A 23,570-nucleotide genomic window follows, 5' to 3' on the forward strand; every position below is an offset into this window, starting at 1 on the left:
TGGCGATGCGCCGCGCGGAGCGGGGATGACCCCCAAACGGCAACGCATGACGCTGGCATTGCTGGCGGTGATCGCGATCGTCGGCGCGGTGCTGCTGGCGATGTCGGCGCTCAGCGACGAAGCGGCCTTCTTCTACGCGCCCGCCGATGCGGCCTCGGCCCCGATCGACAAGCCGGTGCGGCTGGGCGGCATGGTCGCGCCGGGATCGATCCGGCGCATGGCCGATGGCGTGACGATCGCCTTCACCGTCACCGATGGCAAGGCGACCGTGCCCGTCCGCTTTTCCGGCATTGCCCCCGATCTTTTCCGTGAGAATTCGGGCGTGGTCGCCGAGGGGCGCTTCGTGGCGGGCGGCAGCTTCGTCGCCGACAATTTGCTCGCCAAGCATGACGAACGCTACATGCCGCCGCAGGTCGCCGGAAAGATGCACAAGAGCGAAAGCATCGCCAAATGATCGCCGAAGCCGGTCTTGCCGCGCTGTGGCTGGCGGCGGCGATGGCGCTGTTGCAGTTCGCGATGGCGGCGATCGCGCTGTCGTCGCGCGCGCAGGAGCCGCCGCAGATCGTTCGCGACCTGCTGGCGGCGGTGCGGCCGGTGGCGGTGGCGCAGGGGGTGCTCGCGCTCGGCGCGTTCGCGGCACTGACCGCGCTGTTCGCGCACACCGATTTGTCGGTGCTGCTGGTCGCCGAAAACAGCCACAGCGCGAAGCCGATGCTGTACAAGGTCGCCGCGACATGGGGCAATCACGAAGGGTCGATGCTGCTATGGGTAACCGTGCTGGCGGTGGCGGGTGGCGGTATGGCCCTGTTCGAACGGCTGCTGGCCGCGCGCACCCATGTCGCGACGCTGGCGGCGCAGGCGGCGATCGCGGCGGGTTTCTACGCGTTCCTGCTGTTCGCCTCCAACCCCTTTGCCCGCCTGTCGCCGGTGCCGCTCGACGGCCTCGGTCTCAATCCGTTGTTGCAGGACCCAGGTCTCGCCTTCCACCCGCCGACGCTCTACCTCGGCTATGTCGGGCTGTCGGTGGCGTTTTCCTTCGCGGTCGGTGCGCTGGTCACCCGTGATGTCGGTCGCTATTTCGCGCGCGCGATGCGGCCATGGGTGCTGGGCGCATGGATTTTCCTGACCATTGGGATCACGGCGGGCAGCTACTGGGCCTATTACGAGCTTGGCTGGGGCGGCTGGTGGTTCTGGGACCCGGTCGAAAATGCCTCGCTGATGCCGTGGCTGGCGGCGACCGCGTTGCTGCATTCGGTGACGGTGCTGGCGACCCGCGACGGCTTGCGTGCATGGACGATCATGTTGTCGGTCGTTGCCTTCTCAATGTCGATGGTCGGCACCTTTCTGGTTCGATCGGGCATCCTGACCAGCGTCCATGCCTTTGCCGTCGATCCGACGCGCGGCAGCTTCATCCTCGCGCTGCTGATCCTGTATATCGGCGGCGCGCTGGCGTTGTTCGCCTTTCGCGTCGGCACGGTGCGGCAGGGGGCATTGTTCGAACCGGTCAGCCGTGAAGGTGGGCTGGTGCTCAATAACCTGTTGCTGTCGGTCATCCTCGGCATCGTCCTGATCGGTACCCTCTATCCGTTGCTCGCCGAAGCGTTCGGCGTGCAACTGTCGGTCGGTCCGCCCTTCTTCAACCGCGCCGCCGGGCCGGTCGCGCTGCTGCTGGTCGCCGGGATGGCGGTCGGGCCATTGCTGCGCTGGCGACGCGACCGGGGCAGGGCGGTCGCACGGCGGATCGCCATACCCGGCGCGGTGACGCTGGTCGCGTTCGTCGCGCTGCTGTTCACCGGGGCCGGCTGGATGCCGATCCTCGGCCTGTCGTTCGCCGCCGGTCTGGCGGTCGCCAGCGTCCTGCCGCTGGTCGGGCGCAGTCCGTGGCGCACGCCGCTGCCGATCTGGGGCATGGTCGTGGCGCATTTCGGCATCGCCGTCAGCCTGGCCGGCATGGCCAGCGACAGTGCCTTCACCGCCGAACGCCTCGTCGCCGCCGCGCCGGGCGAGACCAACCGCGTCGGCCCGTTCGGGATCCGCTTCGACGGGATCAAGCCGGTCGTCGGCGACAACTGGTCGGCGGTGCAGGGGCGGCTGATCGTCACCCGTGACGGCGGCGCACCCTTCCTGTTGCGGCCCGAGCAGCGGTTCTTCGCCAATCCTCCCACCGAAACCAGCGAGGCCGCGCTCGCGACCTTTTGGGACGGGCAGCTCTATGCCGTCCTCGGCCGCGACGATCATGGCGGGCGCCGGCAGTTGCGGCTGTGGTGGAAACCGTTCGTGACGCTGATCTGGGCCGGCGGCGGGCTGATCGCGCTCGGCGGATTCGTGTCGCTGGTCGGGCGCGTCCGGCGGCGGAGGGCGCGGTGAAGCGTCGGGTGCTCTGGCTGCCGCTGCTGGCCTTCGTCGCCATCGCCGCGCTGTTCGCATGGATGTTGACGCGCGAGCCCGACCGGCAGGTCCGCTCGCGCCTGATCGGTCAGCCGCTGCCGGCCTTCACCCTCGCCCCGGCGGTTCCGGGCAAACCTGGCCTGACCACCGCCGCCTTCCGCACCGGTCAGCCGCGTTTGCTCAACGTCTTCGGCAGCTGGTGCGTCCCCTGCGCCGCCGAAGCCCCGCAACTCGCCAAGCTGGCCGAAGCCGGTGTGCCGATCGACGCGATCGCTATCCGCGACACGCCGGACAAGGTCGCCACCTTCCTGCGCGACTATGGCGATCCCTATACCGCGATCGGCGACGACCGGAACAGTTCGGTGCAACTGGCGCTCGGGTCGTCGGGCGTGCCCGAAACCTTCGTCATCGATCGTCAGGGCCGCATCGCCCACCAGCATATCGGTGCGATCCGCGACGACGACGTGCCGGTCCTGCTCGCCGCGCTGAAGGCCGCCCGATGAAGCGCGCGCTCGCCGTGACCCTGCTGCTCGCCGGTCCGGCATCGGCGCAATCGAACGTGCCGCCGCCGGCGCTTGCCGACACGCAACTGCCCGACGCGACGCAGGAGCGATCGGCCAAGGCGCTGATGGAAACGCTGCGCTGTCTGGTCTGTCAGGGCCAGTCGATCGCCGACAGCGACGCCGACATGGCCGCGGACATGCGCGCGCTCGTCCGCCAGCGGATCGCGAGCGGCGAGCAGCCCGACCGCGTCCGCGACTGGTTGATCGAACGCTATGGCGACTATGTCAGCTATGATCCGCCGCTATCGCCCGCGACCGGCCTGTTATGGGCGACGCCGTTGCTGCTGCTCGGCATCGGCGTGGGTTTGGCGCGGCGCAGCCTGAAGCGGGGACGGCGATGAACGGTTGGCTGATCCTTGCCGCACTGCTGATCGGCAGTTTCGCGCTGCTCGTCGTCGCGCGCGTCTCGCGGCCGCTATGGGGCTTCGTCGGTGCGGCGCTGATGCTGGGGGCTGCCGGTTATGCCTGGCAGGGGCAGCCCGAACTTCCCGGTGCCCCGCGAACGGCGCAGCGCGTCACCGAACCGGTCGATATCGCTGCCGACGATTTGCGCGACGCGATTTGGGGCCGGTTCACCTACGACTATGCCTATGCCGTCGCCGCCGACGGCCTCACCCGCGCCGGCGCGACGCAGGCAGCGGTGAACGCGGTGCTGGGCGGGCTGCAAGGCAATCCGCAAAGCGCCCGGCTCTGGACCCGGCTCGGCACCGCGATCCTTGCCCATGATGGCGGCCGCGTGTTGTCACCTGCCGCCAAGCTGGCCTTTGCACAGGGTATCGCTAACGCGCCGGACCATCCGGGGCCGTATTTTTATTACGGGATGGCGCTGATCCAGACCGGCGACCTGCCCGGCGCGAAGCGGGCATGGCTGGCGGCGCTGAAGCGGTCGCGACCCGATGCGCCGTACCGGGTCGATCTGGCAACCCGGCTGGTGTTGCTCGACCGACTGATGGCAATGCGGCCCACGCCCTAACGCAATCCCATCCCGTTCGGTTCGAGCAGCTTCGAGCTTGCCGAGAAGCGCCCGTCGAGAACGCATCGTTTGGGGCGACACCTTCTCGACTATCGTTGTCAACGCGCTCGAAACCGCTGGACCCAAACGGGTATGAGCTAGGCGGGATCGACCGTCAGTTCGCTGGACGCAGGAATAGCGTTCCATCCCCTTTCGTCACCCCCGTGCAGGCGAGAGTCCATGTGCGCCAAGGTTGCGAATCCGGCCGAAACGTCAGCGTCTATGGATTCCCGCCTGCGCGGGAATGACGAACATTCGTGGTTATCGCCGAATGTCGATCGGCCCTGGAGGAGGGGGAGGGAGGGGACTGGGATCAGTTCACCCCGCGCCCGGTCTTTTCCTGCAACGCATCGATCGCCTTCGACGCGTCGGCCTTGGTCAGCGTATCGTCGAACGGCTCGCTCGCTTCCTCGCTCAGCGTCTTCAGATACGACGCCTGCGCACCGGTCATCTTCTCATCTCCGGTCGTCCAGTCGTCCGGGTCCTTCTCGGCGTTCGAAAAGGGTTCGCTCTTGGGATTGGCATGGTCGGTCATGGCAGTTCCTTTCGACGCCACCAACCGCCCCGTTCCCAATTCGTTCCGTCAGGTGACCGTGTTGCGCGCATGATAGTGCGGCCGGTCCCAACTGCCGTCGCGCAGCAGGTCGGCCAGCACCGCCACCGCCCGCCACAGATCGGCAAACCCGATATAGAGCGGCGCGAAGCCCAGCCGCAGCACGTCCGGCGCGCGAAAGTCGCCGATGACTCCGCGATCGACCAGCGCCTGACAAATTGCATAAGCCTGCGGATGCCGGAACGAGACATGGCTCCCCCGCGACCCGGCATCGCGCGGTGACACCAGCGCCATCTCCGGACACTGCGCCTCGACCAGCGCGATACACGCATCCCCCAGCGCCCGCCCCTTGGCGAACAGCGCCGCGCGATCGACGCCGTCGAACTGCGCGATCCCTTCCTCCAGCGCGGCGATGCCCAGAATCGGCGGCGTTCCGCACTGGAACCGGCCGATGTCCGCCGCCGGGGCATAGTCGTCGCCGAACTCGAACGGCGCGGCATGGCCGAACCATCCCGACAGCGGCGACCGCAGCACCGCCTGATGCCGTTCGGCGACATACAGGAATGCCGGCGCACCCGGCCCGCCATTCAGATATTTATAGCCGCACCCGACCGCCAGATCGGCATGGCAGCCGTTCAGATCGATCGGGACTGCGCCCACGCTATGGCTCAAATCCCATAGCACCAGCGCCCCCTTCGCCTGCGCCGCCGCCGTGATCGCGCGCATGTCGAGCATCGCGCCGCTTTTGTAATGAACATGCGTCAACAGCACGACCGCGACATCGTCGTCGATCGCATCGATGATATCGGCCACCGGCACCGTCCGCACCCGCGCGTCGCCGACGCTCCACGCCGCGCCATCGGCCATATACAGGTCGGTCGGGAAATTGCCCGGCTCGGACAGGATCGTCCGCCTGCCGCCCTGCGCCTTCACCGCCGCCACCAGCAATTTGTAGAGATTGGCCGAGGTCGAATCGGCGACCACCACCTCCTGCGGTTGCGCGCCGATGAATGGCGCGATTGTCGCACCGACCCGCCGGCCCGCACCGACCCAGTCATGCGCGTTCCAGCTGCGGATCAGCCCCTGACCCCACTCCTCGACCGCCACCGCCTGCAACCGGGCCGGGGTCGACCGGGGCAATGCACCCAGCGAGTTGCCATCGAGATAGATCACCCCTTCGGGCAGCGCGAACCGGTCGCGAAACGCACGCAGGGGATCGGCGGCATCCATCGCCTCGGCTTCCGCCAGCGACCTCACAACGCCACCCGCACGGCCAGCAATTCGGGAAAGAACACTTCGTCGATCACCTTCGCCAGATAGGGGACGCCCGCCGTTCCGCCGGTGCCGCGCTTGAAGCCGATGATCCGCTCGATCGTCTTCAGATGGCCGAACCGCCACAGCTGGACCCGATATTCGAGGTCGACCAGCTTCTCGGCCAGTTCATACAGGTCCCACCAGCGATCGGGGTCCTGATACACCGCCTGCCACGCCGCCTCGACCGCGGGCGACGCGACATAGGGTTGGGTGAAATCGCGCTCCAACCGGTCGGCCGGAATGTCGAACCCCCGCCGCGCCAGCATCCGCAGCGCCTCGTCATACAGGCTGGTTCTTGCCAACGCCTCGCTCAGCACCGCCTGCGCCGCCGGGTCGCCGTCATGCGCCGCCAGCAACCCCGCCTTCTTGGCCCCCAGCATATATTCGAGCAGCCGGTACTGCACCGACTGGAACCCCGAACTGCCGCCCAGCTTGCCGCGCATCGCCGAATAATCGGCGGGGGTGATCGTCGCCAGCACTTCCCAGCTCTGGATCAGCTGCTGCTGCACGCGGGCGACGCGTGCCATCATCTTGAACGCGATGCCCGGCCGGTCGGCGATCAGCGCCTGCCGCGCCGCTTCCAGCTCGTGGAGGCACAGCTTGATCCACAGCTCCGACGCCTGATGGATGACGATGAACAGCAATTCGTCATGCGTGTCGGACAGCGGCGTTTGACAGTTGAGCAACGTGTCGAGCCGCAGATAGCTGGTATAGGTCGGCCCACACTCCGGCGGGGCGGGGCGATCCGCCTCGCGGCTCTCCATTATTTCGGCTCGCCCATATCACGGAAGCTGTCGGGCACATCGGTGCGCGGATGGCCCGACGGCGTCGGCAGCGGTTCGATCACCGGCGATTCGGGCGTGTCGAATCCGCCCTCCCACTTCGCGATGACGCTGGCGGCGATCGCATTGCCGACGACATTGGTCGCGGTACGCCCCATGTCGAGGAAGTGATCGATGGCAAGGATCAGCAGCAATCCGGCTTCGGGAATGTTGAACATGCCCAGCGTCGCGGCGATCACCACCAGGCTGGCACGCGGCACGCCCGCAATCCCCTTCGACGTAATCATCAACACCAGCAGCATCAGGAACATCTGTCCCCAGCTGAGGTCGATGCCGTACGCCTGTGCGATGAAGATCGACGCGAACGTCATGTACATCATCGACCCGTCGAGGTTGAACGAATAGCCGAGCGGCAGCACGAAGCTGGCGATGCGCGGCGGCACCCCGAACCGGTCGAGCGCTTCCAGGGTGCGCGGATAGGCGGCCTCCGACGACGCGGTCGAAAAGCCGAGCAGGATCGGATCGCGCAGATAGCGCAGCAGCATCTTCACCCGCGGGCCGATGATGGCGAAGGCGATGCCGATCAGCACCGTCCACAGCGTCGCGAGCCCCAGATAGAAGCTGCCCATGAAATAGGCGAGGTCACCGATGATCCCCGGCCCCCGCTCGGCCAGCGTCGCCGTCACCGCCGCGAACACCGCGAACGGGGCGAAGCGCATGACGTAATCGGTGACCTGCAACATCACCGCGACCAGCCCTTCGAGCGCGCGGACCAGCGGCGCGGCCTTCTCGCCGACCGCCGTGAGCGCGACGCCGATGAACAGCGAGAAGATGACGATCTGCAGGATCTCGTTGGTCGCCATCGCCTCGATCCCCGAAGCGGGGAAGATATGGCCGACGAACTTGACGAAATCGAAGGCGGGCTTGGCGACGCCGCTATCGGCGCTGACCGGCGGGATCGGCAGCCCGAGGCCCACGCCCGGCTGCAACAGATTGACCAGCAGCAGCCCCAGCATCAGCGAGATGAAGCTCGCCATCACGAACCAGCCGAACGAGCGCAGGCCGACCCGGCCCAGCGACGAACTGTCGCCCATATGCGCGATACCGACGACCAGCGTCGAAAACACCAGCGGCGCGATGATCATCTTGATCAGCCGCAGGAACACGGTGGTCACGGCGGACAGGTAATAGGCGATATTCTTCAGCGTCGCGGTGCCGGCACCGCCGCCATCGTCCAGCGCGGCGTTCAACGCCCAGCCGAGGACGAGGCCCCCGACGAGCGCGATGAGAATGAAAGTCGTAAGCCGCTTGGCCATGCGTCGTCCCTGATCGTTTGCGTGGGAAAGGACGGGAATGTTTCGTCCGGGTCAACCCCGTGCTTGTCCCAGCTTGGCAAGTGGCCCGTGCCTGCGTATCGAACCGAAATGACCTCGACCAACGATGTTCGCCGCTCGTTCCTCGATTTTTTCGAGAAGGCGGGCCACGCCCGCGTAGCTTCCGCGCCGCTCGTTCCGCAGAACGACCCGACGCTGATGTTCGTCAATGCGGGGATGGTGCCGTTCAAGAACGTGTTCACCGGCCTCGAAACGCGACCCTATGTGACGGCGACATCGTCGCAAAAGTGCGTGCGCGCCGGCGGCAAGCATAACGACCTCGACAATGTCGGCTATACCGCGCGGCATCACACCTTCTTCGAAATGCTCGGCAATTTCTCGTTCGGCGATTATTTCAAGGAACAGGCGATCCTGAATGCCTGGACGCTGCTGACCCGCGACTGGGGCTTGGCCCCGGAAAAGCTGACCGCGACCGTCTATCACACCGACGACGAAGCGTTCGACCTGTGGAAGAAGATTGCGGGGCTGCCCGATCACCGGATCATCCGCATCCCGACCAAGGACAATTTCTGGGCGATGGGCGACAGCGGCCCGTGCGGTCCATGTTCGGAAATCTTCTACGATCACGGCGACCACATCCCCGGCGGCCCTCCCGGTTCGCCGGACGAGGACGGCGACCGCTTCGTCGAGATCTGGAACCTCGTGTTCATGCAGTTCGAGCAGGACGCGAACGAGATCGTCGGCGACCTGCCCAAGAAGTCGATCGACACCGGCATGGGCCTCGAACGCATCGCGGCGGTGATGCAGGGCGTGTCGGACAATTACGATACCGACACCTTCAAGGCGCTGATCGCCGCATCGTGCGAACTGACCGGCACCCGCGCGGAAGGGGAAATGCAGGCCAGCCATCGCGTCATCGCCGACCATCTGCGCGCGTCGGGGTTCCTGATCGCCGACGGCGTGCTGCCTGCCGCTGACGGCCGCGGCTATGTCCTGCGCCGCATCATGCGCCGGGCGATGCGCCACGCGCATCTGCTGGGGGCGAAGGACCCGTTGATGCACCGGCTGGTCGGCTCGCTCGTGTCCGAAATGGGCGCGGCCTATCCCGAGCTGGTCCGCGCGCAGCCGCTGATCGAAGCCACGCTCAGCCAAGAGGAAACCCAGTTCCGCCGTACCCTCGACAAGGGGCTGAAGCTCCTCGACGAAGCGACCGCCGGCATGGCCGATGGCGCGACGCTGGCCGGTGAGACCGCCTTCAAGCTCTACGACACGTTCGGTTTCCCCTATGACCTGACCGAGGACGCGCTGCGCGCGCAGGGCTACGCCGTCGACCGCGCCGGGTTCGACGCGGCGATGGCCGAACAGAAGCGGGCCGCCCGCGCCGCGTGGAAAGGTTCGGGGGCCAAGGCATCCGACGAAATCTGGTTCGATGTCTTCGAAACCGCCGGCCCGACCGAATTCATCGGCTATTCGGTCGAGGCGGGCGAGGGGCAAGTCGTCGCCATCGTGCGCGACGGCGCGCGCGTCGAATCGGCGCAGGCCGGCGACGAGGTGCTGGTGCTGACCAATCAGACCCCCTTTTATGCCGAGAGCGGCGGCCAAGTCGGCGATGCCGGCACCATGGCGACCGATGCCGGGTTCAAGGCGACCGTCACCGACACCGCCAAGCAGCTCGGCAAGCTCCACGCCCATGTCGCGACGATCGAGGCGGGGACGCTCAAGGTCGGCGACAGCGTCGCCCTCACCATCGACCATGCCCGCCGCGCGCAGATCCGCGCCAACCACTCGGCGACGCATCTGCTGCACGAGGCGCTGCGCGAACAGCTGGGCACCCATGTCGCGCAAAAGGGATCGATGGTCGCGCCCGAACGCCTGCGCTTCGACTTCTCGCAACCCTCGCCGATCGCCGCCGATGCGCTGGCGCTGGTCGAGGCCGACGTCAACGCGCAGGTCCGCGGCAATGGCGGCGTCACCACCCGGCTGATGACCCCTGACGACGCGATCGCGATGGGCGCGATGGCGCTGTTCGGCGAGAAATATGGCGACGAGGTCCGCGTCGTGTCGATGGGGCAGGATGCGGACGGCACCTATTCGATCGAGCTGTGCGGCGGGACGCACGTCAATGCGTTGGGTGAAATCGGCCTGTTCAAGATCGTGTCCGAAGGTGCGGTGTCGTCGGGCGTCCGCCGGGTCGAGGCGCTGACCGGAGAGGCTGCGCGCCAGTGGCTCGGCAACCGCGACGCGAAGCTGCGCGAAGCCGCCGCCGCGCTGAAGGCGACCCCCGACGAAGTGCCGGCGCGTGTCGCGCAACTGGTCGAGGATCGCCGCCGCCTCGAACGCGAACTCGCCGAAGCGAAGAAGGCGCTCGCGATGGGCGGCGGTGCCGGTGCCGCCCCCGCCGGTCCCGAACAGGTCGGCGACATCGCCTTCCTCGGACAGGTCATCGACGGCCTCGAAGCCAAGGCGCTACGCGGCACGATCGACGAGGCCCGCACCCGCGTGCCGTCGGGCGTGGTCGCGCTGGTCGCGGTCAACGACGGCCGCGCCTCGGTCGCGGTCGGCGTGTCGAGCGATCTGGTCGGCCGGGTAAGCGCGGTCGATCTGGTCAAGGCAGCAGTCGCGGCACTCGGCGGGCAGGGCGGCGGCGGCCGTCCCGACATGGCGCAGGGCGGTGGCCCCGACGGGTCGAAGGGTGCCGAGGCGATCGACGCGATCAAGGTGCTGCTGGCCGGCTGACGCCAGCCACAAACAATACCGTACCCCGGCGAAGGCCGGGGCCCAGTCGGGTGAAGCTGTCCGCATCTCGCGAAGGCCTTACCAACTGGGCCCCGGCCTCCGCCGGGGTACGTCGTTTATGAGGGGAGGGCGCGCCCCCCCAACCGTATCCCCGCGAAGGCGGGGATCCAGAGCCAAGCAGCGCACCGCCCGCGACCCTGGACCCCCGCCTACGCGGGGGTACGTTCTCTACCAAGAGCCTGTCGGACCCCTCAAATATACGTCCGCAAAAACTCGGCCAGCGCACACACCGCCAGACTCTGCCCGTACGGCATCGAGGTCAGCGCGATATCCTTATAGAATTGCTGCGTATCCCCCATCGCCGTCCCGAAGCTCACCTGCTTCAACTCGCCGGTCGCATCGATATTGGCCAGCACCCCGCGCACCGCCTTGATTCCGACCGCCTCATACGCACGCGGCAGATACCCCTTCCGCACCGCCTTCAGGATGCCATACGCAAACCCCGCCGCCGCCGACGCTTCCAGATAGCTGGTCGGATCGACGATCAGCGTATGCCACAACCCGCTTTCGTCCTGCGTCTCGGCCAGCGTCTTCACCTGCGCCGCCAGCGTATCGATCAGGAACATCCGGAACGCATCGCCAACGGGCAGGTCCAGAATCTCGATAATCTCCGGAATCGCGATCGTGACCCAGCAATTTCCCCGCGCCCACAGCGCCTCGGCAAAATTGTGCCGCCCGTTGAAATCCCAACCGTGGAACCACAGCCCGGTCTTCTTGTCGAACAGATACTTGATATGGACGAGGAACTGGCGCTTCGCCTCCTCGACATAGTGCGGCCGGCCCAGCAACAGCCCGATCTTGGCCAGCGGCAACACGCTCATCATCAGCGTGTCGTCCCACATCTCGCCCGGATTCTCGTCATTATAGACGATATGCTGGAACCCGCCCTCCTCGGTCTTGGGCAGGCCGTCCGGGGCCATCAGCCATTCCGCCCATGTATCCAGATACGGGATATAGCGCGGATCCGGCTCATGCTCGTACAGATAGGCGAGGGTAATGAACGGCGCGACGGTGTTGATGTTCTTGGTCGGAGTCCCTTCCGCAAAGCGATCCTCGAACCATTGCTTGATGATCGCCAGTGCCGCCTTGTCGCCGGTCTGCTCATAATAGCGCCACATGCCGAACAGGCCGACGCCATGCGTCCATTCCCACCCGGCCCAGCCCTTGGTATCGATGATTCGTCCGTCGTCGAGGTGGAGCAGGAACTCGCCCGTCTCGTCCTTGATATTGACCAGATTGTCCATCAGCAGCGCGATGGCGTCGGTCACCTGTCGGCGGGGAATGTCGTGGGTCAGCGCGGCCATGATAGCTCCGGAAGAAAGGTTGTTTCGTTCAAAACTTGGTGTGCTCCCGCGCAGGCGGGAGCCTAGGGCCACAAGCGTGCCGCCTGCGGCTCTGGACCCCCGCCTTCGCGGGGGTACGGAAAGGGGTGAGGGATCACTCCCCCAACACCGCCGGTGCATCGACCATCCGCACCGGCACCCCGCCGCGAACGTTGCGCATCGTCACCAGCTTCACGGCTTCCAGCGCGTTGCCCGGCGCGCCATCGCTGGTCACCGCCAGCGACAGAACATTGCGCCCGCGATGGTTCAGCACGCCCTCGGGCACGACGAAGGTCCGCTGCGGCCCGACATGGGCGATGAACTGCCCCATGTGCCAGCCATTGACGAACACCAGCACCCGGTAATCGACCGGCGATCGCGGAACCGAGGCATCGCCGAACGACACCCCGATCGTCGCATCCTGCCCCTTGGGCACGTTCAGGTCGAAACGGGTCCGATACCAGCTGGTCCCCGCCGGTGCCGAGGTCGCCGGCAGCGACACCTTCGCCCAGCGCGCATCGTCGAATCCCGGCAGATGCCAGCCCATCCGCTCGCCAAATTGCCCGCCATTATTGGCGACACCGCGGACGGGATCGACGATATCCTCGCCGCCCTGCCGCCCCTGAATCTTCCACGCGACGGGAATGGCGAAGGAGTCGCCCGCCTGCTTCTCGACCGATGCCGATACCAACCCGCGCGCTTCCTTGTGGAAATCGTCGGCGTCGAGATCCCAGTTATGGCCGTTGTTGCGCAGCATCACCGACAGGATATGCTCGCCCGGCGTCCGCGCCGCATCCGGAAGGGCGATCGTCGCCGTCCCCGTCGTGATCGGTCGCGGCAGCCCGCCGGGCAGTTCGTCCTGCCCGATCAGCTTCCCGTCGAGGAAGACCTGCACCATCCCCGATCCGCCGGCCCCGTAATACAGCCGCAACCGTTCGGCATCGGGCGTGCCGGTGAAGCGCCCGCGATACCAGACATCGCCCTCGTGAAAGCCATAGGCGTCCATCAGCATGTTCGGCTGCCCGTCGGGGCGTGCGGTGATGCTGGCATAGGCGCGATTGTCGATCGCCTGCCACTGGCTGTCGTCGAAGCCCGGTTCCGCCTCGGGCGTGCCGGGTGCCATCCGCCAATCGCCCAGCACCGGCAGCGTCACCGCCGCCGGACCGGGCAGGGCGCTGCGGGCAACGACGCTCCCTGCACTCCCGACACCGGTCGCGACCCGCACGCCATTCCACGTCACCGATCGCGCGACCTTGGGTGCCCAAAGCTCCAGCGGTGTCGCTTGCTTCGTATCGCCCGCCAGTGCCAAGACCGATCCACGCAACTTCGCCGACCGCACCAGTGCCGGCCCGCGCACCAGCACGTCGCCCGACTTCCAGAATGTCGCGACCTCGGCCTCATCGCCGATCAGCAGCGTCATCGGCGGGCGGCCGCCGCCCGACACCTGCACCCGCGCCAACGCCCCATGGGTATAGTCGAGCCGCAAATCGCCCTTCGCCGTATCGAATGACGACCGCACCTCACCCGCAATTACGCGAACGGTCGGCGCACTGGCATAGCGCAGCACGGTCTTACCCGCCTCCTGCGCCCGCCCGTACAGCAGCAGCACGTCGCCGCCATCGATCCGCAGATGCGACTGCAACTCCGACGTCGCATAGACCAGCCGCTGCCCGCCCAGATCGACACCCGCGACCAGCCACTTCGCATCGAACCCGTTCAGCCGCATCTCCGGCAGCGTATAGCGCCCGTCGGGCAGGTCGGCGGTGATGGTGAAGCGGTCGTCGGTAGCCTTGTTCGACGGGTTATGCGTCACCAGCAGGAACCGGGCGTCGGTCTCGGGCGACTTGTTGTGATAGACCTGAATGTCCGGCGAAGAGATCGTCACCGGCCCCGCCGGCACCATCCCCGCCAGATCAGGCACCGCCGCGATCATGCCGGCCAGCGATTTCAGCTCCTCGGCCTTTTCGCGCACCTCGCGCGCCTCGCTGAACGCCGCACCATAATCATAGCTGGTGAAGACCACCGGCGCCGGCAGCCAGCCCCAGCTGGTGCCGCCAAACCCCATATAGAAGCTCTGGATGGCGATGCCGTTGGCTAGGTTGGTGCCATAGAACACCCGCTGGAACCGCTTGCCACGCTGGCGGGCGTTACATTCATACCCGCCGTTCGATCCCCAGTAATCGAACCAGCCGCCGCCGAATTCCGCCGCGAAGCCCGGCGTATTCGGACTGGCCGAAGCGCCGCCCCTTGATCCGCCCGGACCGTAAAAGCCCCAGTCGGGCGCGGCCGACCCGCGCGTCACCTTGCCACCGACGGTGCAGGTGCCGCCGGGATAGCCGTCGAACGCGTACAGGTCGGGCGAACCTTCGACCGTCTTCGCCACGTTCGACCCGCGCGGCACCCAATATCCGTTGCGCCCCTGATCGTTGTGGAACAGCGGCACGGTGATCCCGTCCGCCCGCGCCTTGGCATATAGGTGATCCATATACCGCCCCTGTGCCGGGGTGGTCAGCGCCAGTTCGTTCTCGATCTGGTGCAGGATCACGCTGCCGCCCTTTTCTCCCTTCGGGCCGCCATTGATCTGGTGGCGGGCAATGATCGGGTTGATCTGCGACAGCCACTCGTCGACGGCGGCGAGGTAATCGGGATCGTCGGTCCGCGCCCGTGCGCGCTGGTTGACCAGCCATCCAGGAAAGCCACCGCGCGTCAGCTCCGCATTCACATACGGCCCGGCACGGGTGATGACGTACAGTCCTTCCTCGGCCGCCATGGTCAGCAACCGGTCGATGTCGCGGATGCCGCTGAAGTCGTACACACCCCGCTTCGGGCTGTGGAACCCCCAGTCGAAATAGAAGGCGACGGTGTTGAACCCGCTCGCCTTCATCTTCTGCAACACGTCGCGCCACAGATCGGGGGAGGGCAGGCGGAACGCATGGACCTCGGCCGACCAGATGGTGAGCCGCTTGCCATCGATCATCAGCGACCGCGCATCATACGACACGCGCCCGAATTTTTTCACCGGCGCGGCCAGATTGGCGGTCGGCTTCGCGGTCTGCGCCATCGCCGGCGTCAACATCGACGCGGCAACGCCACACAGGAGCAGGCGACGGAACATGCCGGTCATGCCATGTGGAACATGGGGGTGAGCGACCATTCGAGCGGGCGGTTGTCGGCCTGCGTTTCCATCAGCGGCGCCATCGACTCCCACCACCGCTGCATGACCGGGTGCGCGGGAAGGCTATCGCGCCGGTTCTCCTCGGCCAGTTCCAGCGTCGCGAACAGCGCGCCGGTCTCCTCATCGAGGAAGATCCAGTAGTCGGAAATCCCTGCCTCGCGCAGCAGCGCCGACAATTCGGGCCAGATCGCGTCGTGGCGCGCGCGATACTCGGCGGCCATCCCCGGCTTCAACTGCATCCGAAACGCGTGGCGCGCCATCGGCCCCTCCTCTATGTTCACTATGTGAACGTTATATTCAAAATATAGAATAGCGCATGATCCGGGTCAATCGCTACGTGTCACCTTCGTCAACTTCGCCCCCGCGACATCCTCCAACCCGATCGCCGCCCGGCCATCGCCCGCCGTGGTCAGGTCGAGCCCTTCGACCGTCAGCCCCCGCACATGCCGGCACCACAACCCCCATGCCGGCGTCGGCCCGAACATGCTCGGCTCGGGATAGGCATCGGCCAACTCCGGTGGCGCTGCCACCGGCCGCCCCCCGCCCAGATAGGAAAGGCTGATATTCCGCAGGGTTACGTCCTCGATGGGGTGCCCCGGCAACCCCGCCAGCGTCGCCGCGAACCGGTGGTCGATCCCCGTCGCCCGCAGCCCCTCGACCGTCACGCCCCGGATCGCGCCGACCCCGGTCCCCGCCGGCCCCCGCCGCCGGTCGCCGATCCGCAGGAACAGCGGGGCGGTGGTCACCTCCGCCATGGTCAGGTCGCGGACCACCACGTCCTCAATCACCCCGCCATCGACCGTCTCCAGCGCCAGCCCCCGCGACCGCTCGAACCGGCACCGCTCGATCCGGATTCGTCGGAAACCGCCATTGCTCTCGGTGCCCAGCTTGATCCGCCCGGTCACCCGGTCGCGGTCGGGGGCAAGCTGCTGCGTCCGCCCCCGCGTGCCATCGATCAGCGTCCCCGGATCATAGCCCGACACGATACAGTCGCGCATCGTCACGTCGCTGCACGGGATCGCCCGGCCGAGCGCAAAACTGCTCTTCAATACGATGGCATCGTCATTGGGCGTATTCACCCGGCACCGCTCGACCAGCACGTCGCGGACCCCGTCCAGATCGATCCCGTCGCGATTGGTATCGATGGTCAGGTCGCGCAGCACCATGCCTCGGCATCCGGTGGCAAGGATCGCGAAATGCCCCCCACGCGCGATCGTCAGCCCCTCGATCCGCACGTCCTGCGCCTCGACCAGCGCGATCGCCTTGTTCCCCAATCCTGCCATCCGCGCCGCATCGGGTTCCAGCCGCGCGATCTCCTCGGCCGTCATCTGCCGCATCGACAGCGGTCGCTCGCCCGCCTGCTTGCGCCAGCGTGCCCCCGGTCCGTCACGGGTCAGCCCCTCGCCATCGATCGTCCCCGGCCCGAGGATCGAGACCCGCGACACGCCGTCGCCGACGATCAGGCTGTTGTGCCAATGGCTGTGCCCGAAATCCTGATATAGCTGCTCGCCGCGATCCTCGGGCAGCGCATAGCGCCCACCGTCCCGCGCCGGATCGGCGGCGACGATGACTGCGCCCCGTTCCAGAACCAGCGTCACCTCGCTAGCCAGTCGCAGCGTGAAACACCGGTATCGCCCTGCCGGAACGACGACCGTCCCGCCACCCGCCGCCGCATCGATCGCGCGCTGCACCGCCGCCGTGTCGAGCGTGCGCCCATCGCCCCTCGCCCCGAACGCCCGCACGTCGAACCGCCGCGCGGCGTGGGCGGGAAAGGGCAGGGCGAGCATCCCCAGCAACATGGCGCGCCGGTCGATCAATTGCCGTCCGGCCGCACGTCGCTGCGCGCGCCACTCGGGACGATCGCCACCGCCGCCGGCAGTGGCGGCCGCGCCGGATCGAACCGCGCGGCCGTCACATGCGCCGCCATCCCCGGCAGCGTCCGAACGCCCTCCGCGACCGCGCGCGCCAGCAGCCACGCCCCGTAATTGTCATGGTGCGTCCGGTCCGCCCCACCATCGTTGAACGCCTGCGGACTGACCGCCGGCCCCAGCGCTTCGTAGATGGCGATGCTGGCCGCGTTCAGATCGATCACCGCCACCCCCTCTTCGGCACCGACCGCCCGGACCGCCGCCGGATAGTCGCCGAGCGACGGCGTGATCCGTCCCGTGGCATCGAAATTCCGCCGTTCGGGACTGGTCACCAGCACCGGCGTGGCGCCGCGCCGCCGTGCCTCGGCGATATAGGCCTTCAGATAGGCACGATAGGTCGTCCCCGCCTCGACATAGGTCTGCGGCCACTGCGCCTTCTGATCGTTATGGCCGAACTGGATGAACAGCCAGTCGCCCTTGCCGATCGTCGACAGCACCTTGTCGAGCCGCAATTCCGTCAGGAACGATTTCAGCGTCTCACCGGATTCGGCATGATTGGCCACCGCGACCTGCCCGTCGAGAAAGGCGGGCAGCATCTGCCCCCAACTCGCCGCCGGTTCGGACGGCTGGTCGGTGACGGTCGAATCCCCGACAAGGTACAGCGTCGGCACCTCGGCCGGCTCGATCCGCACGGTATCGACCGCGGCGTCGCCCAGCAGTTCCAGCGTCAACCGATCGTCCCACGTCGGGCTGCCGACCTCACGCGGCTTCAGGCGGACCATGGTGCCGCCCGGCGCATTGGCCGGCGGCGGTGTCAGTGCGGCCGTTCGTGTATGGACGACGAAACTGCGTTCCAGCCGCTGCCCGGCGCGCGTCGCCACCCGGTCCAGCATCAACCGTCGCGCTTCCGCCTTGACCGTCGTCGTCGCCGCCCGTTTGTTGCCGATGGTCAGCGTAACCCGCCAATTCCCTTCCGGCACCGCCACCGAGAACCGCCGTCCGCCACCCGGTTCATAGCCATAGCCGTCGCGATAGGGCCGATCACGCCCTACCCGAATCTCCCCGCTGCGTGGCGTGGCGTCGTCTAACCGATAGGTCACGGGCACCGCCTGTCCGGCAAGCAACATCGCGAACGCCGCGATCACTTGGGCGCGACCAAGGGGTGCGGCGGCTGGTTATAGGCGGTGTTCTGCCACGCGATGCCCAGCCGATAGACTGGGTCGTGCATCAACGTCGCCCGCCGAATCGTCGTGGGGAAGGGGGTGGCATAGATGCGCAGCTCGCGATTATCTTCGCTGCGCAGGATCACTTCCTCACGCCAGTCGCCAAGAATATCCGCCGACAGCGCAGGCGTCGATTTCGTGCCGTTGTTCGACGTCGCCCCTTCGGCGATCAGCAACGGCACCTCGGTTCCCGCCTGCCAATCCCATTTCGTGATCCGATTGCGATCGAGCAATTCGCGCAACGCATCGCCATCCCACCAGATCGCGAAATTGGCGACCTTCGGCTTCGCACCGGGGATGATCTGTCCCTTGGCGGTGTACAGGTGCGGCGTACTGGAATTCCAGTTCTCCTCGCCCGGATAGCGCGGGTCGATATCAGCCGACAGCCCGCGCCCGGTGTCCTTCGTCGCCGGTGTCGTCCATAAAATCTTGCCGGTCCGCGCGTCGAGCATTGCCGACCCGAACCCACCATTCCGCGGCACTTCCTCATGCACGCCGAACTTCTCCAGCCCCGGCCGGGTCGGATCGAGATCGCCGAGGTGCATCGTGTCGCCATGCCCCAACCCGGCGCTCCACAGCCCCTTGCCGTCGTCGTCGATCGCCATCGACCCATAGACGATCTCGTCGCGGCCATCGCCGTCGACATCGGCGACCGACAGATTGTGGTTCCCCTGTCCGCCGAACTTCGCATTGCCCGGCGCGGCGCTGTCGAACAGCCAGCGCTGCGTCAGCTTGCCGTCGCGCCAGTCCCATGCGGCGACCGTCGATCGCGCATAATAGCCACGCCCGAAAATGCCGCTCGGTCGCGTGCCATCCAGATAGGCCACACCCGCCAGAAACCGGTCGGAGCGGTTACCATAGCCATCGCCCCACAATGCCTGCAGCCCGGCGGGCGTGTCGCTGTCACGGGGCGGGGCATAGGGCTGCGTCGCCAGCGCGCGTCCCGTCGTCCCCTCGAACACGGTCAGATATTCGGGCCCCGACAGGATGCGCCCCTGCACTCGTGCGACCTTCCGCCCGTCGGGCAGGGTCGTGGCACCGGTCCGGTCGGCCTGCGGCAGCTCGCCATCCTTCGCCCGCCAGTCCGCCCGCGCGTCGCCAAGGATGCGGCCGGTGCCGTCGACCGTGCCATCGGCGGTCTTGACCATGATCTCCGCCCGACCGTCACCGTCGAAGTCGTACACCATGAACTGCGTATAATGCGCGCCCGACCGGATGTTGCGGCCGAGGTCGATCCGCCACATCCGCTTGCCCTCCAGCGTATAGGCATCGATCAGCGTCTCGCCGCTATAGCCGCCAAAGGCGTTATCCTTCGAAATGGTCGGGTCCCATTTCAGAATGATCTCATAGCGTCCATCACCATCGACGTCGCCGACGCTGGCGTCGTTCGCGGTATAGCCATAGTGCTCCCCCGCCGGCGTCACCCGTTCGCCGGGCACGTCGAGCGGGATCGACCAATAGCCCTTGTCCCAAACCGCGGCGTTCGCCGGTTGCTCACGCCTGCCGATCGTTTCGAGGCGATAGCGGGCGGCGGGCGTCCCGGTCCGGTCATGGATGCTCGATGCGCCGGTTACCCGAGCCGCGATCACCTTGCCGTCGCGCAGCAGCCGGAACGCTGCGCCCGGGCGATCGGTCGCCAGCAGCCGCCACGACACATGGTTCCCGCCGCCGATCGCCGGGACCGCGACCAGTCCTCTGTCGAGTCGTTCGTACTGACGCGAGGGTGTTGCGGCCGTCCCCGGCGACGCGGCGATGGCACCCGACGCCACCGTCACCGCCAGCATGACCAAGATCGAACCACGCATCACCCATTCTCCCATCACCCATATTGTTTCACCATATGGACACAAATATCATATTGCGAAGATTCTGCTTTGCAACCCGTCCGTTCATGGGTACGTCATGTCCGAGCAAAGCGTATTTGATCGGCGACCGGGAACACCCACGCGCCGTGCCAGACAACAGGAGGGGTTTGCATGACGTCGTTCGCCAATATCCGTGGGATGCGGCTTCGCAGCGCCGCTTCCGCGCTCGCGCTGATCATCGCATCGGGCAGCGCGCCGGCACTCGCGCAGGTCGCTGCGCAAACGGGCAACACGACCGATGAGGTCCGCACCTCGCCGACCGATCCGCTTGACCAGGAAGCGGAAATTCTCGTCACCGGCACGCGCGCGTCGCTCCAGTCGGCCAATGCCCGCAAGAAGAACGCCGACACGGTCGTCGATTCGATCGTCGCGGAGGATATCGCCAGCTTCCCCGACAAGAACGTCGGCGAGGCGCTCGCCCGGGTAACCGGTGTCCAGTTGCAGCGCGACTTCGGCGAAGGCTCGCAGATCTCGATCCGCGGCGTCGAGCCCGACCTCAACCGGATCGAGATTAACGGCGTCAGCCAGCAATCGCCCGGCGGCGGTCGCAGCGGCGATTTCCGCGAACTGGCGGTCGAGCTGGTCAAGTCGATCGACGTGTACAAGGGTTATACCGTCGACCTGACCGAAGGCGGCATCGGCGGCACCGTGCGCGTCGAGACGCGCCGCCCGCTCGAACTCACCAAGCCGCTGTTCAGCGTGAAGGGCGAGGCGCAGCGCCTTAACCTCACCCAGAAATGGCGTCCGCGTTTCAACCTGACGGCGGGTCGCTCGGACCTGCTCGACGGGCGGCTGGGCGTGCTGTTCAACGTGACGCACAGCGTCGTCGACACGCGCGGTGATTCGGTCGCCAACACCAACTGGCAACGCTATCTCGATTTCGACCGGTCGGCCGAAAAGACCGTCGCCGATCCGGCCTATACCAATTTCGGCAGCTATGAGAGCTGCTCGGGTACGACCGGTGCGACGGCGGCACTGGCAACCGCCAATCGCCTCGCCTGCGAAAGCCAGTTCTTCGACTGGTCGCCGGGTTCGGTCCGTTATCGCAACAACGAACGCACCGACGCGCGCACCACGCTCGATTTCCAGGCGCAGGTGCAGCTGGCCGACAATTTCTCGGCCTGGGGTCAGGTCACGCTCAACTATCGTAATCAGAACCTGCGCGACACCAACTACGCCGTGAACATGGGCGGCGGTCTCGGCACCAACGGTCTGCAGGGCAGCACGCCCGACCTCACCCGCTACAATCTCGACGCGGCGCTTGCCAACAACGCCGCCGGCGGCGCTTCGCGCGCACGTCCCACCCAGTCGTTCGTGACGACCGAAGGGCATGTGCTGACGAGCTGGACGACCGCGCTGAACGCCGGCACGCCGCCGGGCAACGGCGTCGTCGCCAATTCGGGCGGGGCCAGCAACATCGTCGGCGTGCAACGCCGCGACTTCAGCTACGACGAGAATACGCGCTATTACCAGACCGGGTTCAAATGGGACCTCGACCGGATGAAGATGGTGGTCCTCGCCTCGCGTGCCGAGGGCAACCGGGTGAACGAAACCAATCTCGTGTCGATCACCACCGGCGTTTCCGGCATTTCGGTCGACCGTCGCAATTCGGAAGGCCTGCCGATCCTGTCGTTCCCAACCGGGTTCGATCCGGCCAATATCGCGTCCTATGCCGACGCCACGCGGCGCGGTGCCAACGGCCAGTTGCTGGTCCAGTCGGGGCCGAACGTCCAGTATCGCCCCAGCCAGAACGACTCGTCGGAAGATCAGCTGAAGCTCGACGTCGACTATGACCTCGACTGGGGTTTCCTCAAGAGCATCAAGTTCGGCGGCCAGTATCGCAGCCAGGATCTTGTGGCCTACAACGCCGGCGGTGCCCGCCTGCTGTCACCGGCCGTGGTCGCGGTTCCGGCGGCCGGCATCGTCGCGCGGCCGGCGGTGTTCCAGTACAACAACAACGTGTCGCTCACGACGGTGATCGGATCGCCCCCGGCGACCGGTCCGGTGGCTGGCGTCACCTACTTCACCCCGGCGCAGTATCAGGAGTTCCTGGCGGTCAACGGCGGCGTCACCGGCGGCGCCCCGCTGTTCGGCGGGATCAAGGCGGTCGACGGCGCACCGACCCGACTGGCGCAGCCGTTGTTCGATTTCGCCAACCTGTCGCGCAATTACGACCTGTCCGGGTTCAACCAGAACCGCGTGCGCGAAGCGGACGGTTTGCCCCAGATTCCGGGCTACATCATCAACGAGAAGATCGTGGCCGGGTATCTGCGCGCGAACTTCGGGACCGAGGTGTTCGGCATGAACCTGACCGGCAACGCCGGCATGCGCTACACCTATACCCGCGACGATTCGACCAGCAGCAACACGCGGCGTGAAAATCGGGTGCGGCCGGGCACCGGGGTTCCCGGCATCCCGGCGGTGATCGAAACCGTCACGACGGCGGTGCAGGAAGTCACCCTGTCGAACGACTATCACGACTGGCTGCCGGCGGTGAACCTGTCGCTGGAAGTGCAGCCCAACCTGTTCGTCCGCGCGACCTATGCCAAGAACCTCGCACGGCCGCGGCCGAGCGACCTGTCGCCGGCGGTCAACTGCGTGATCGACGTCGCCGACACCATCGCCGGCGAAGACACCTGCTCGGCGGGCAATCCGAACCTCAAGCCCTACCGCGCCGATCAGTACGACCTGAACGCCGCATGGTATCCCAATGCCGACACCGTCGTCAGCATCGGGTACTATTACAAGGACATCAAGAGCTTCGTCCTGCCGGCGTCGGTCATCGCCGGTGTCAACCTGTTCGGCGACGGCGTGCTGTACACCGTCCGTCAGCCGACCAACGGCTTCGGTGCGAAGCTGGACGGGTTCGAGGTCAGCGCCTCGACCGCGTTCACCTTCCTGCCGGCACCGTTCGACGGCTTCGGCATCAACGGCAACTTCACCTACAGCCGCGCGCTCAACAGTTCGCTGACCAATGTGGCGACCGGCGAGCCGCTCGACGCGTTCCCCGGTCTGTCGAAGTACACGTACAATGGCAGCGTCTTCTACGACAAGGACTGGCTGAACGCGCGCGTCAGCTACAACAAGCGCAGCGATTACCTGCTGTTGGCCGCCGATGCGTCGGTCAGCAACAACCCGGTGTTCCGGCGCGGCGAAACCTATGTCGATGCCAAGGTCCAGTTCCGTATCACGCCGCAGTACAGCATCTTCTTCGAGGCGCTGAACCTGACCAACGAACTCGCCCGCTCGTACATCGATGATGCCCGCGCGATCGAATATAGCGACTTCGGCCGCCGCATCTTCGTCGGCGCGCAGTTCAAGCTGTAATGCGACGGACCGGTCACCCCGTGCTGCGGCGCGACCGGTTCCGATATT

The 23,570-nt window shown here is 66.6% G+C and carries 17 protein-coding genes; 7 read left to right on the top strand and 10 right to left on the bottom strand.

The window, feature by feature from the left end; translation table 11 throughout:
• The first annotated feature begins 25 nt into the window (after positions 1-25).
• From ccmE to ASE70_RS13230, 5 genes are read left to right on the top strand one after another with little or no spacing between them, the layout of a single operon-like run.
• Complete coding sequence (gene ccmE, locus ASE70_RS13210; RefSeq protein WP_056396756.1) at positions 26-454, top strand: cytochrome c maturation protein CcmE; 429 nt, start codon at positions 26-28, stop codon at positions 452-454.
• On the top strand, positions 451-2,367 hold the full coding sequence (locus tag ASE70_RS13215; protein ID WP_056505600.1) for a heme lyase CcmF/NrfE family subunit: 1,917 nt from the start codon (positions 451-453) through the stop codon (positions 2,365-2,367). The genes ccmE and ASE70_RS13215 overlap by 4 nt, the downstream gene beginning before the upstream one ends.
• Positions 2,364-2,891 carry a DsbE family thiol:disulfide interchange protein gene (locus tag ASE70_RS13220; protein ID WP_056505602.1) on the top strand — a complete coding sequence of 176 codons (528 nt, stop codon included), beginning with the start codon at positions 2,364-2,366 and terminating at the stop codon, positions 2,889-2,891. The genes ASE70_RS13215 and ASE70_RS13220 overlap by 4 nt, the downstream gene beginning before the upstream one ends.
• Positions 2,888-3,292: a cytochrome c-type biogenesis protein gene (locus tag ASE70_RS13225; protein WP_056505605.1), complete on the top strand. Its 405-nt coding sequence runs from the start codon at positions 2,888-2,890 to the stop codon at positions 3,290-3,292. Before ASE70_RS13220 ends, ASE70_RS13225 begins: the two co-directional genes overlap by 4 nt.
• The gene (locus ASE70_RS13230) at positions 3,289-3,924 is read left to right on the top strand and encodes a tetratricopeptide repeat protein (RefSeq protein WP_056505607.1); all 636 of its coding nucleotides are present in this window, start codon (positions 3,289-3,291) and stop codon (positions 3,922-3,924) included. Before ASE70_RS13225 ends, ASE70_RS13230 begins: the two co-directional genes overlap by 4 nt.
• 352 nt (positions 3,925-4,276) lie before the next feature.
• On the opposite strand, the gene ASE70_RS13235 is transcribed toward ASE70_RS13230, so the two are convergent.
• From ASE70_RS13235 to ASE70_RS13250, 4 genes are read right to left on the bottom strand one after another with little or no spacing between them, the layout of a single operon-like run.
• A complete protein-coding gene (locus tag ASE70_RS13235; protein ID WP_056505610.1) occupies positions 4,277-4,498 on the bottom strand; it encodes a DUF3072 domain-containing protein in 222 nt (73 codons plus the stop codon).
• 48 nt (positions 4,499-4,546) lie between these two features.
• Positions 4,547-5,746 carry a kynureninase gene (gene kynU, locus ASE70_RS13240; protein WP_056505852.1) on the bottom strand — a complete coding sequence of 400 codons (1,200 nt, stop codon included), beginning with the start codon at positions 5,744-5,746 and terminating at the stop codon, positions 4,547-4,549.
• Positions 5,747-5,769: 23 nt separating this feature from the next.
• Positions 5,770-6,594: a tryptophan 2,3-dioxygenase gene (locus ASE70_RS13245; protein WP_056505613.1), complete on the bottom strand. Its 825-nt coding sequence runs from the start codon at positions 6,592-6,594 to the stop codon at positions 5,770-5,772.
• A complete protein-coding gene (locus tag ASE70_RS13250) occupies positions 6,594-7,928 on the bottom strand; it encodes a dicarboxylate/amino acid:cation symporter (RefSeq protein WP_056505616.1) in 1,335 nt (444 codons plus the stop codon). The genes ASE70_RS13245 and ASE70_RS13250 overlap by 1 nt, the downstream gene beginning before the upstream one ends.
• A gap of 108 nt (positions 7,929-8,036) precedes the next feature.
• Between ASE70_RS13250 and alaS the strand changes: the two genes are divergently transcribed.
• Entirely contained in the window at positions 8,037-10,682 is a 2,646-nt protein-coding gene (gene alaS, locus ASE70_RS13255; RefSeq protein ID WP_056505618.1) for an alanine--tRNA ligase, read from the top strand.
• 251 nt (positions 10,683-10,933) lie between these two features.
• Here the strand turns inward: alaS and bglB are convergent, their stop codons facing one another.
• The 6 genes from bglB to ASE70_RS13285 form a co-directional block, all read right to left on the bottom strand.
• The gene (gene bglB, locus ASE70_RS13260; RefSeq protein ID WP_056396732.1) at positions 10,934-12,046 is read right to left on the bottom strand and encodes a beta-galactosidase BglB; all 1,113 of its coding nucleotides are present in this window, start codon (positions 12,044-12,046) and stop codon (positions 10,934-10,936) included.
• A 133-nt stretch (positions 12,047-12,179) separates the two neighbouring features.
• The gene (locus tag ASE70_RS13265) at positions 12,180-15,179 is read right to left on the bottom strand and encodes a glycoside hydrolase family 35 protein (RefSeq protein WP_082451039.1); all 3,000 of its coding nucleotides are present in this window, start codon (positions 15,177-15,179) and stop codon (positions 12,180-12,182) included.
• Between the two features lie 5 nt (positions 15,180-15,184).
• A complete protein-coding gene (locus ASE70_RS13270) occupies positions 15,185-15,499 on the bottom strand; it encodes an L-rhamnose mutarotase (RefSeq protein WP_056505621.1) in 315 nt (104 codons plus the stop codon).
• A 66-nt stretch (positions 15,500-15,565) separates the two neighbouring features.
• Positions 15,566-17,053: a rhamnogalacturonidase gene (locus ASE70_RS13275; protein ID WP_443024889.1), complete on the bottom strand. Its 1,488-nt coding sequence runs from the start codon at positions 17,051-17,053 to the stop codon at positions 15,566-15,568.
• The gene (locus ASE70_RS13280; RefSeq protein ID WP_056505858.1) at positions 17,053-18,234 is read right to left on the bottom strand and encodes a rhamnogalacturonan acetylesterase; all 1,182 of its coding nucleotides are present in this window, start codon (positions 18,232-18,234) and stop codon (positions 17,053-17,055) included. The genes ASE70_RS13275 and ASE70_RS13280 overlap by 1 nt, the downstream gene beginning before the upstream one ends.
• Before the next feature lie 14 nt (positions 18,235-18,248).
• Positions 18,249-20,135 carry a rhamnogalacturonan lyase gene (locus tag ASE70_RS13285; protein ID WP_162235981.1) on the bottom strand — a complete coding sequence of 629 codons (1,887 nt, stop codon included), beginning with the start codon at positions 20,133-20,135 and terminating at the stop codon, positions 18,249-18,251.
• A gap of 171 nt (positions 20,136-20,306) precedes the next feature.
• Between ASE70_RS13285 and ASE70_RS13290 the strand changes: the two genes are divergently transcribed.
• Complete coding sequence (locus ASE70_RS13290; RefSeq protein ID WP_082451021.1) at positions 20,307-23,522, top strand: TonB-dependent receptor; 3,216 nt, start codon at positions 20,307-20,309, stop codon at positions 23,520-23,522.
• Positions 23,523-23,570 lie beyond the last annotated feature (48 nt).

The organism is Sphingomonas sp. Leaf22 (assembly GCF_001421715.1).
Classification (GTDB): Bacteria; Pseudomonadota; Alphaproteobacteria; order Sphingomonadales; family Sphingomonadaceae; genus Sphingomonas.

What these genes read in the sequence shown, in the direction of transcription:
- ASE70_RS13290 (WP_082451021.1), top strand. Translation starts at nt 20,307, where the DNA reads ATGACGTCGTTCGCCAATATCCGTGGGATGCGGCTTCGCAGCGCCGCT.
- ASE70_RS13225 (WP_056505605.1), top strand. Translation starts at nt 2,888, where the DNA reads ATGAAGCGCGCGCTCGCCGTGACCCTGCTGCTCGCCGGTCCGGCATCG.
- ccmE (WP_056396756.1), top strand. Translation starts at nt 26, where the DNA reads ATGACCCCCAAACGGCAACGCATGACGCTGGCATTGCTGGCGGTGATC.
- alaS (WP_056505618.1), top strand. Translation starts at nt 8,037, where the DNA reads ATGACCTCGACCAACGATGTTCGCCGCTCGTTCCTCGATTTTTTCGAG.
- ASE70_RS13250 (WP_056505616.1), bottom strand. Translation starts at nt 7,928, where the DNA reads ATGGCCAAGCGGCTTACGACTTTCATTCTCATCGCGCTCGTCGGGGGC.
- ASE70_RS13265 (WP_082451039.1), bottom strand. Translation starts at nt 15,179, where the DNA reads ATGTTCCGTCGCCTGCTCCTGTGTGGCGTTGCCGCGTCGATGTTGACG.
- ASE70_RS13215 (WP_056505600.1), top strand. Translation starts at nt 451, where the DNA reads ATGATCGCCGAAGCCGGTCTTGCCGCGCTGTGGCTGGCGGCGGCGATG.
- ASE70_RS13230 (WP_056505607.1), top strand. Translation starts at nt 3,289, where the DNA reads ATGAACGGTTGGCTGATCCTTGCCGCACTGCTGATCGGCAGTTTCGCG.
- ASE70_RS13245 (WP_056505613.1), bottom strand. Translation starts at nt 6,594, where the DNA reads ATGGAGAGCCGCGAGGCGGATCGCCCCGCCCCGCCGGAGTGTGGGCCG.
- ASE70_RS13280 (WP_056505858.1), bottom strand. Translation starts at nt 18,234, where the DNA reads ATGTTGCTTGCCGGACAGGCGGTGCCCGTGACCTATCGGTTAGACGAC.
- kynU (WP_056505852.1), bottom strand. Translation starts at nt 5,746, where the DNA reads ATGGATGCCGCCGATCCCCTGCGTGCGTTTCGCGACCGGTTCGCGCTG.
- bglB (WP_056396732.1), bottom strand. Translation starts at nt 12,046, where the DNA reads ATGGCCGCGCTGACCCACGACATTCCCCGCCGACAGGTGACCGACGCC.
- ASE70_RS13235 (WP_056505610.1), bottom strand. Translation starts at nt 4,498, where the DNA reads ATGACCGACCATGCCAATCCCAAGAGCGAACCCTTTTCGAACGCCGAG.
- ASE70_RS13285 (WP_162235981.1), bottom strand. Translation starts at nt 20,135, where the DNA reads ATGCGTGGTTCGATCTTGGTCATGCTGGCGGTGACGGTGGCGTCGGGT.
- ASE70_RS13270 (WP_056505621.1), bottom strand. Translation starts at nt 15,499, where the DNA reads ATGGCGCGCCACGCGTTTCGGATGCAGTTGAAGCCGGGGATGGCCGCC.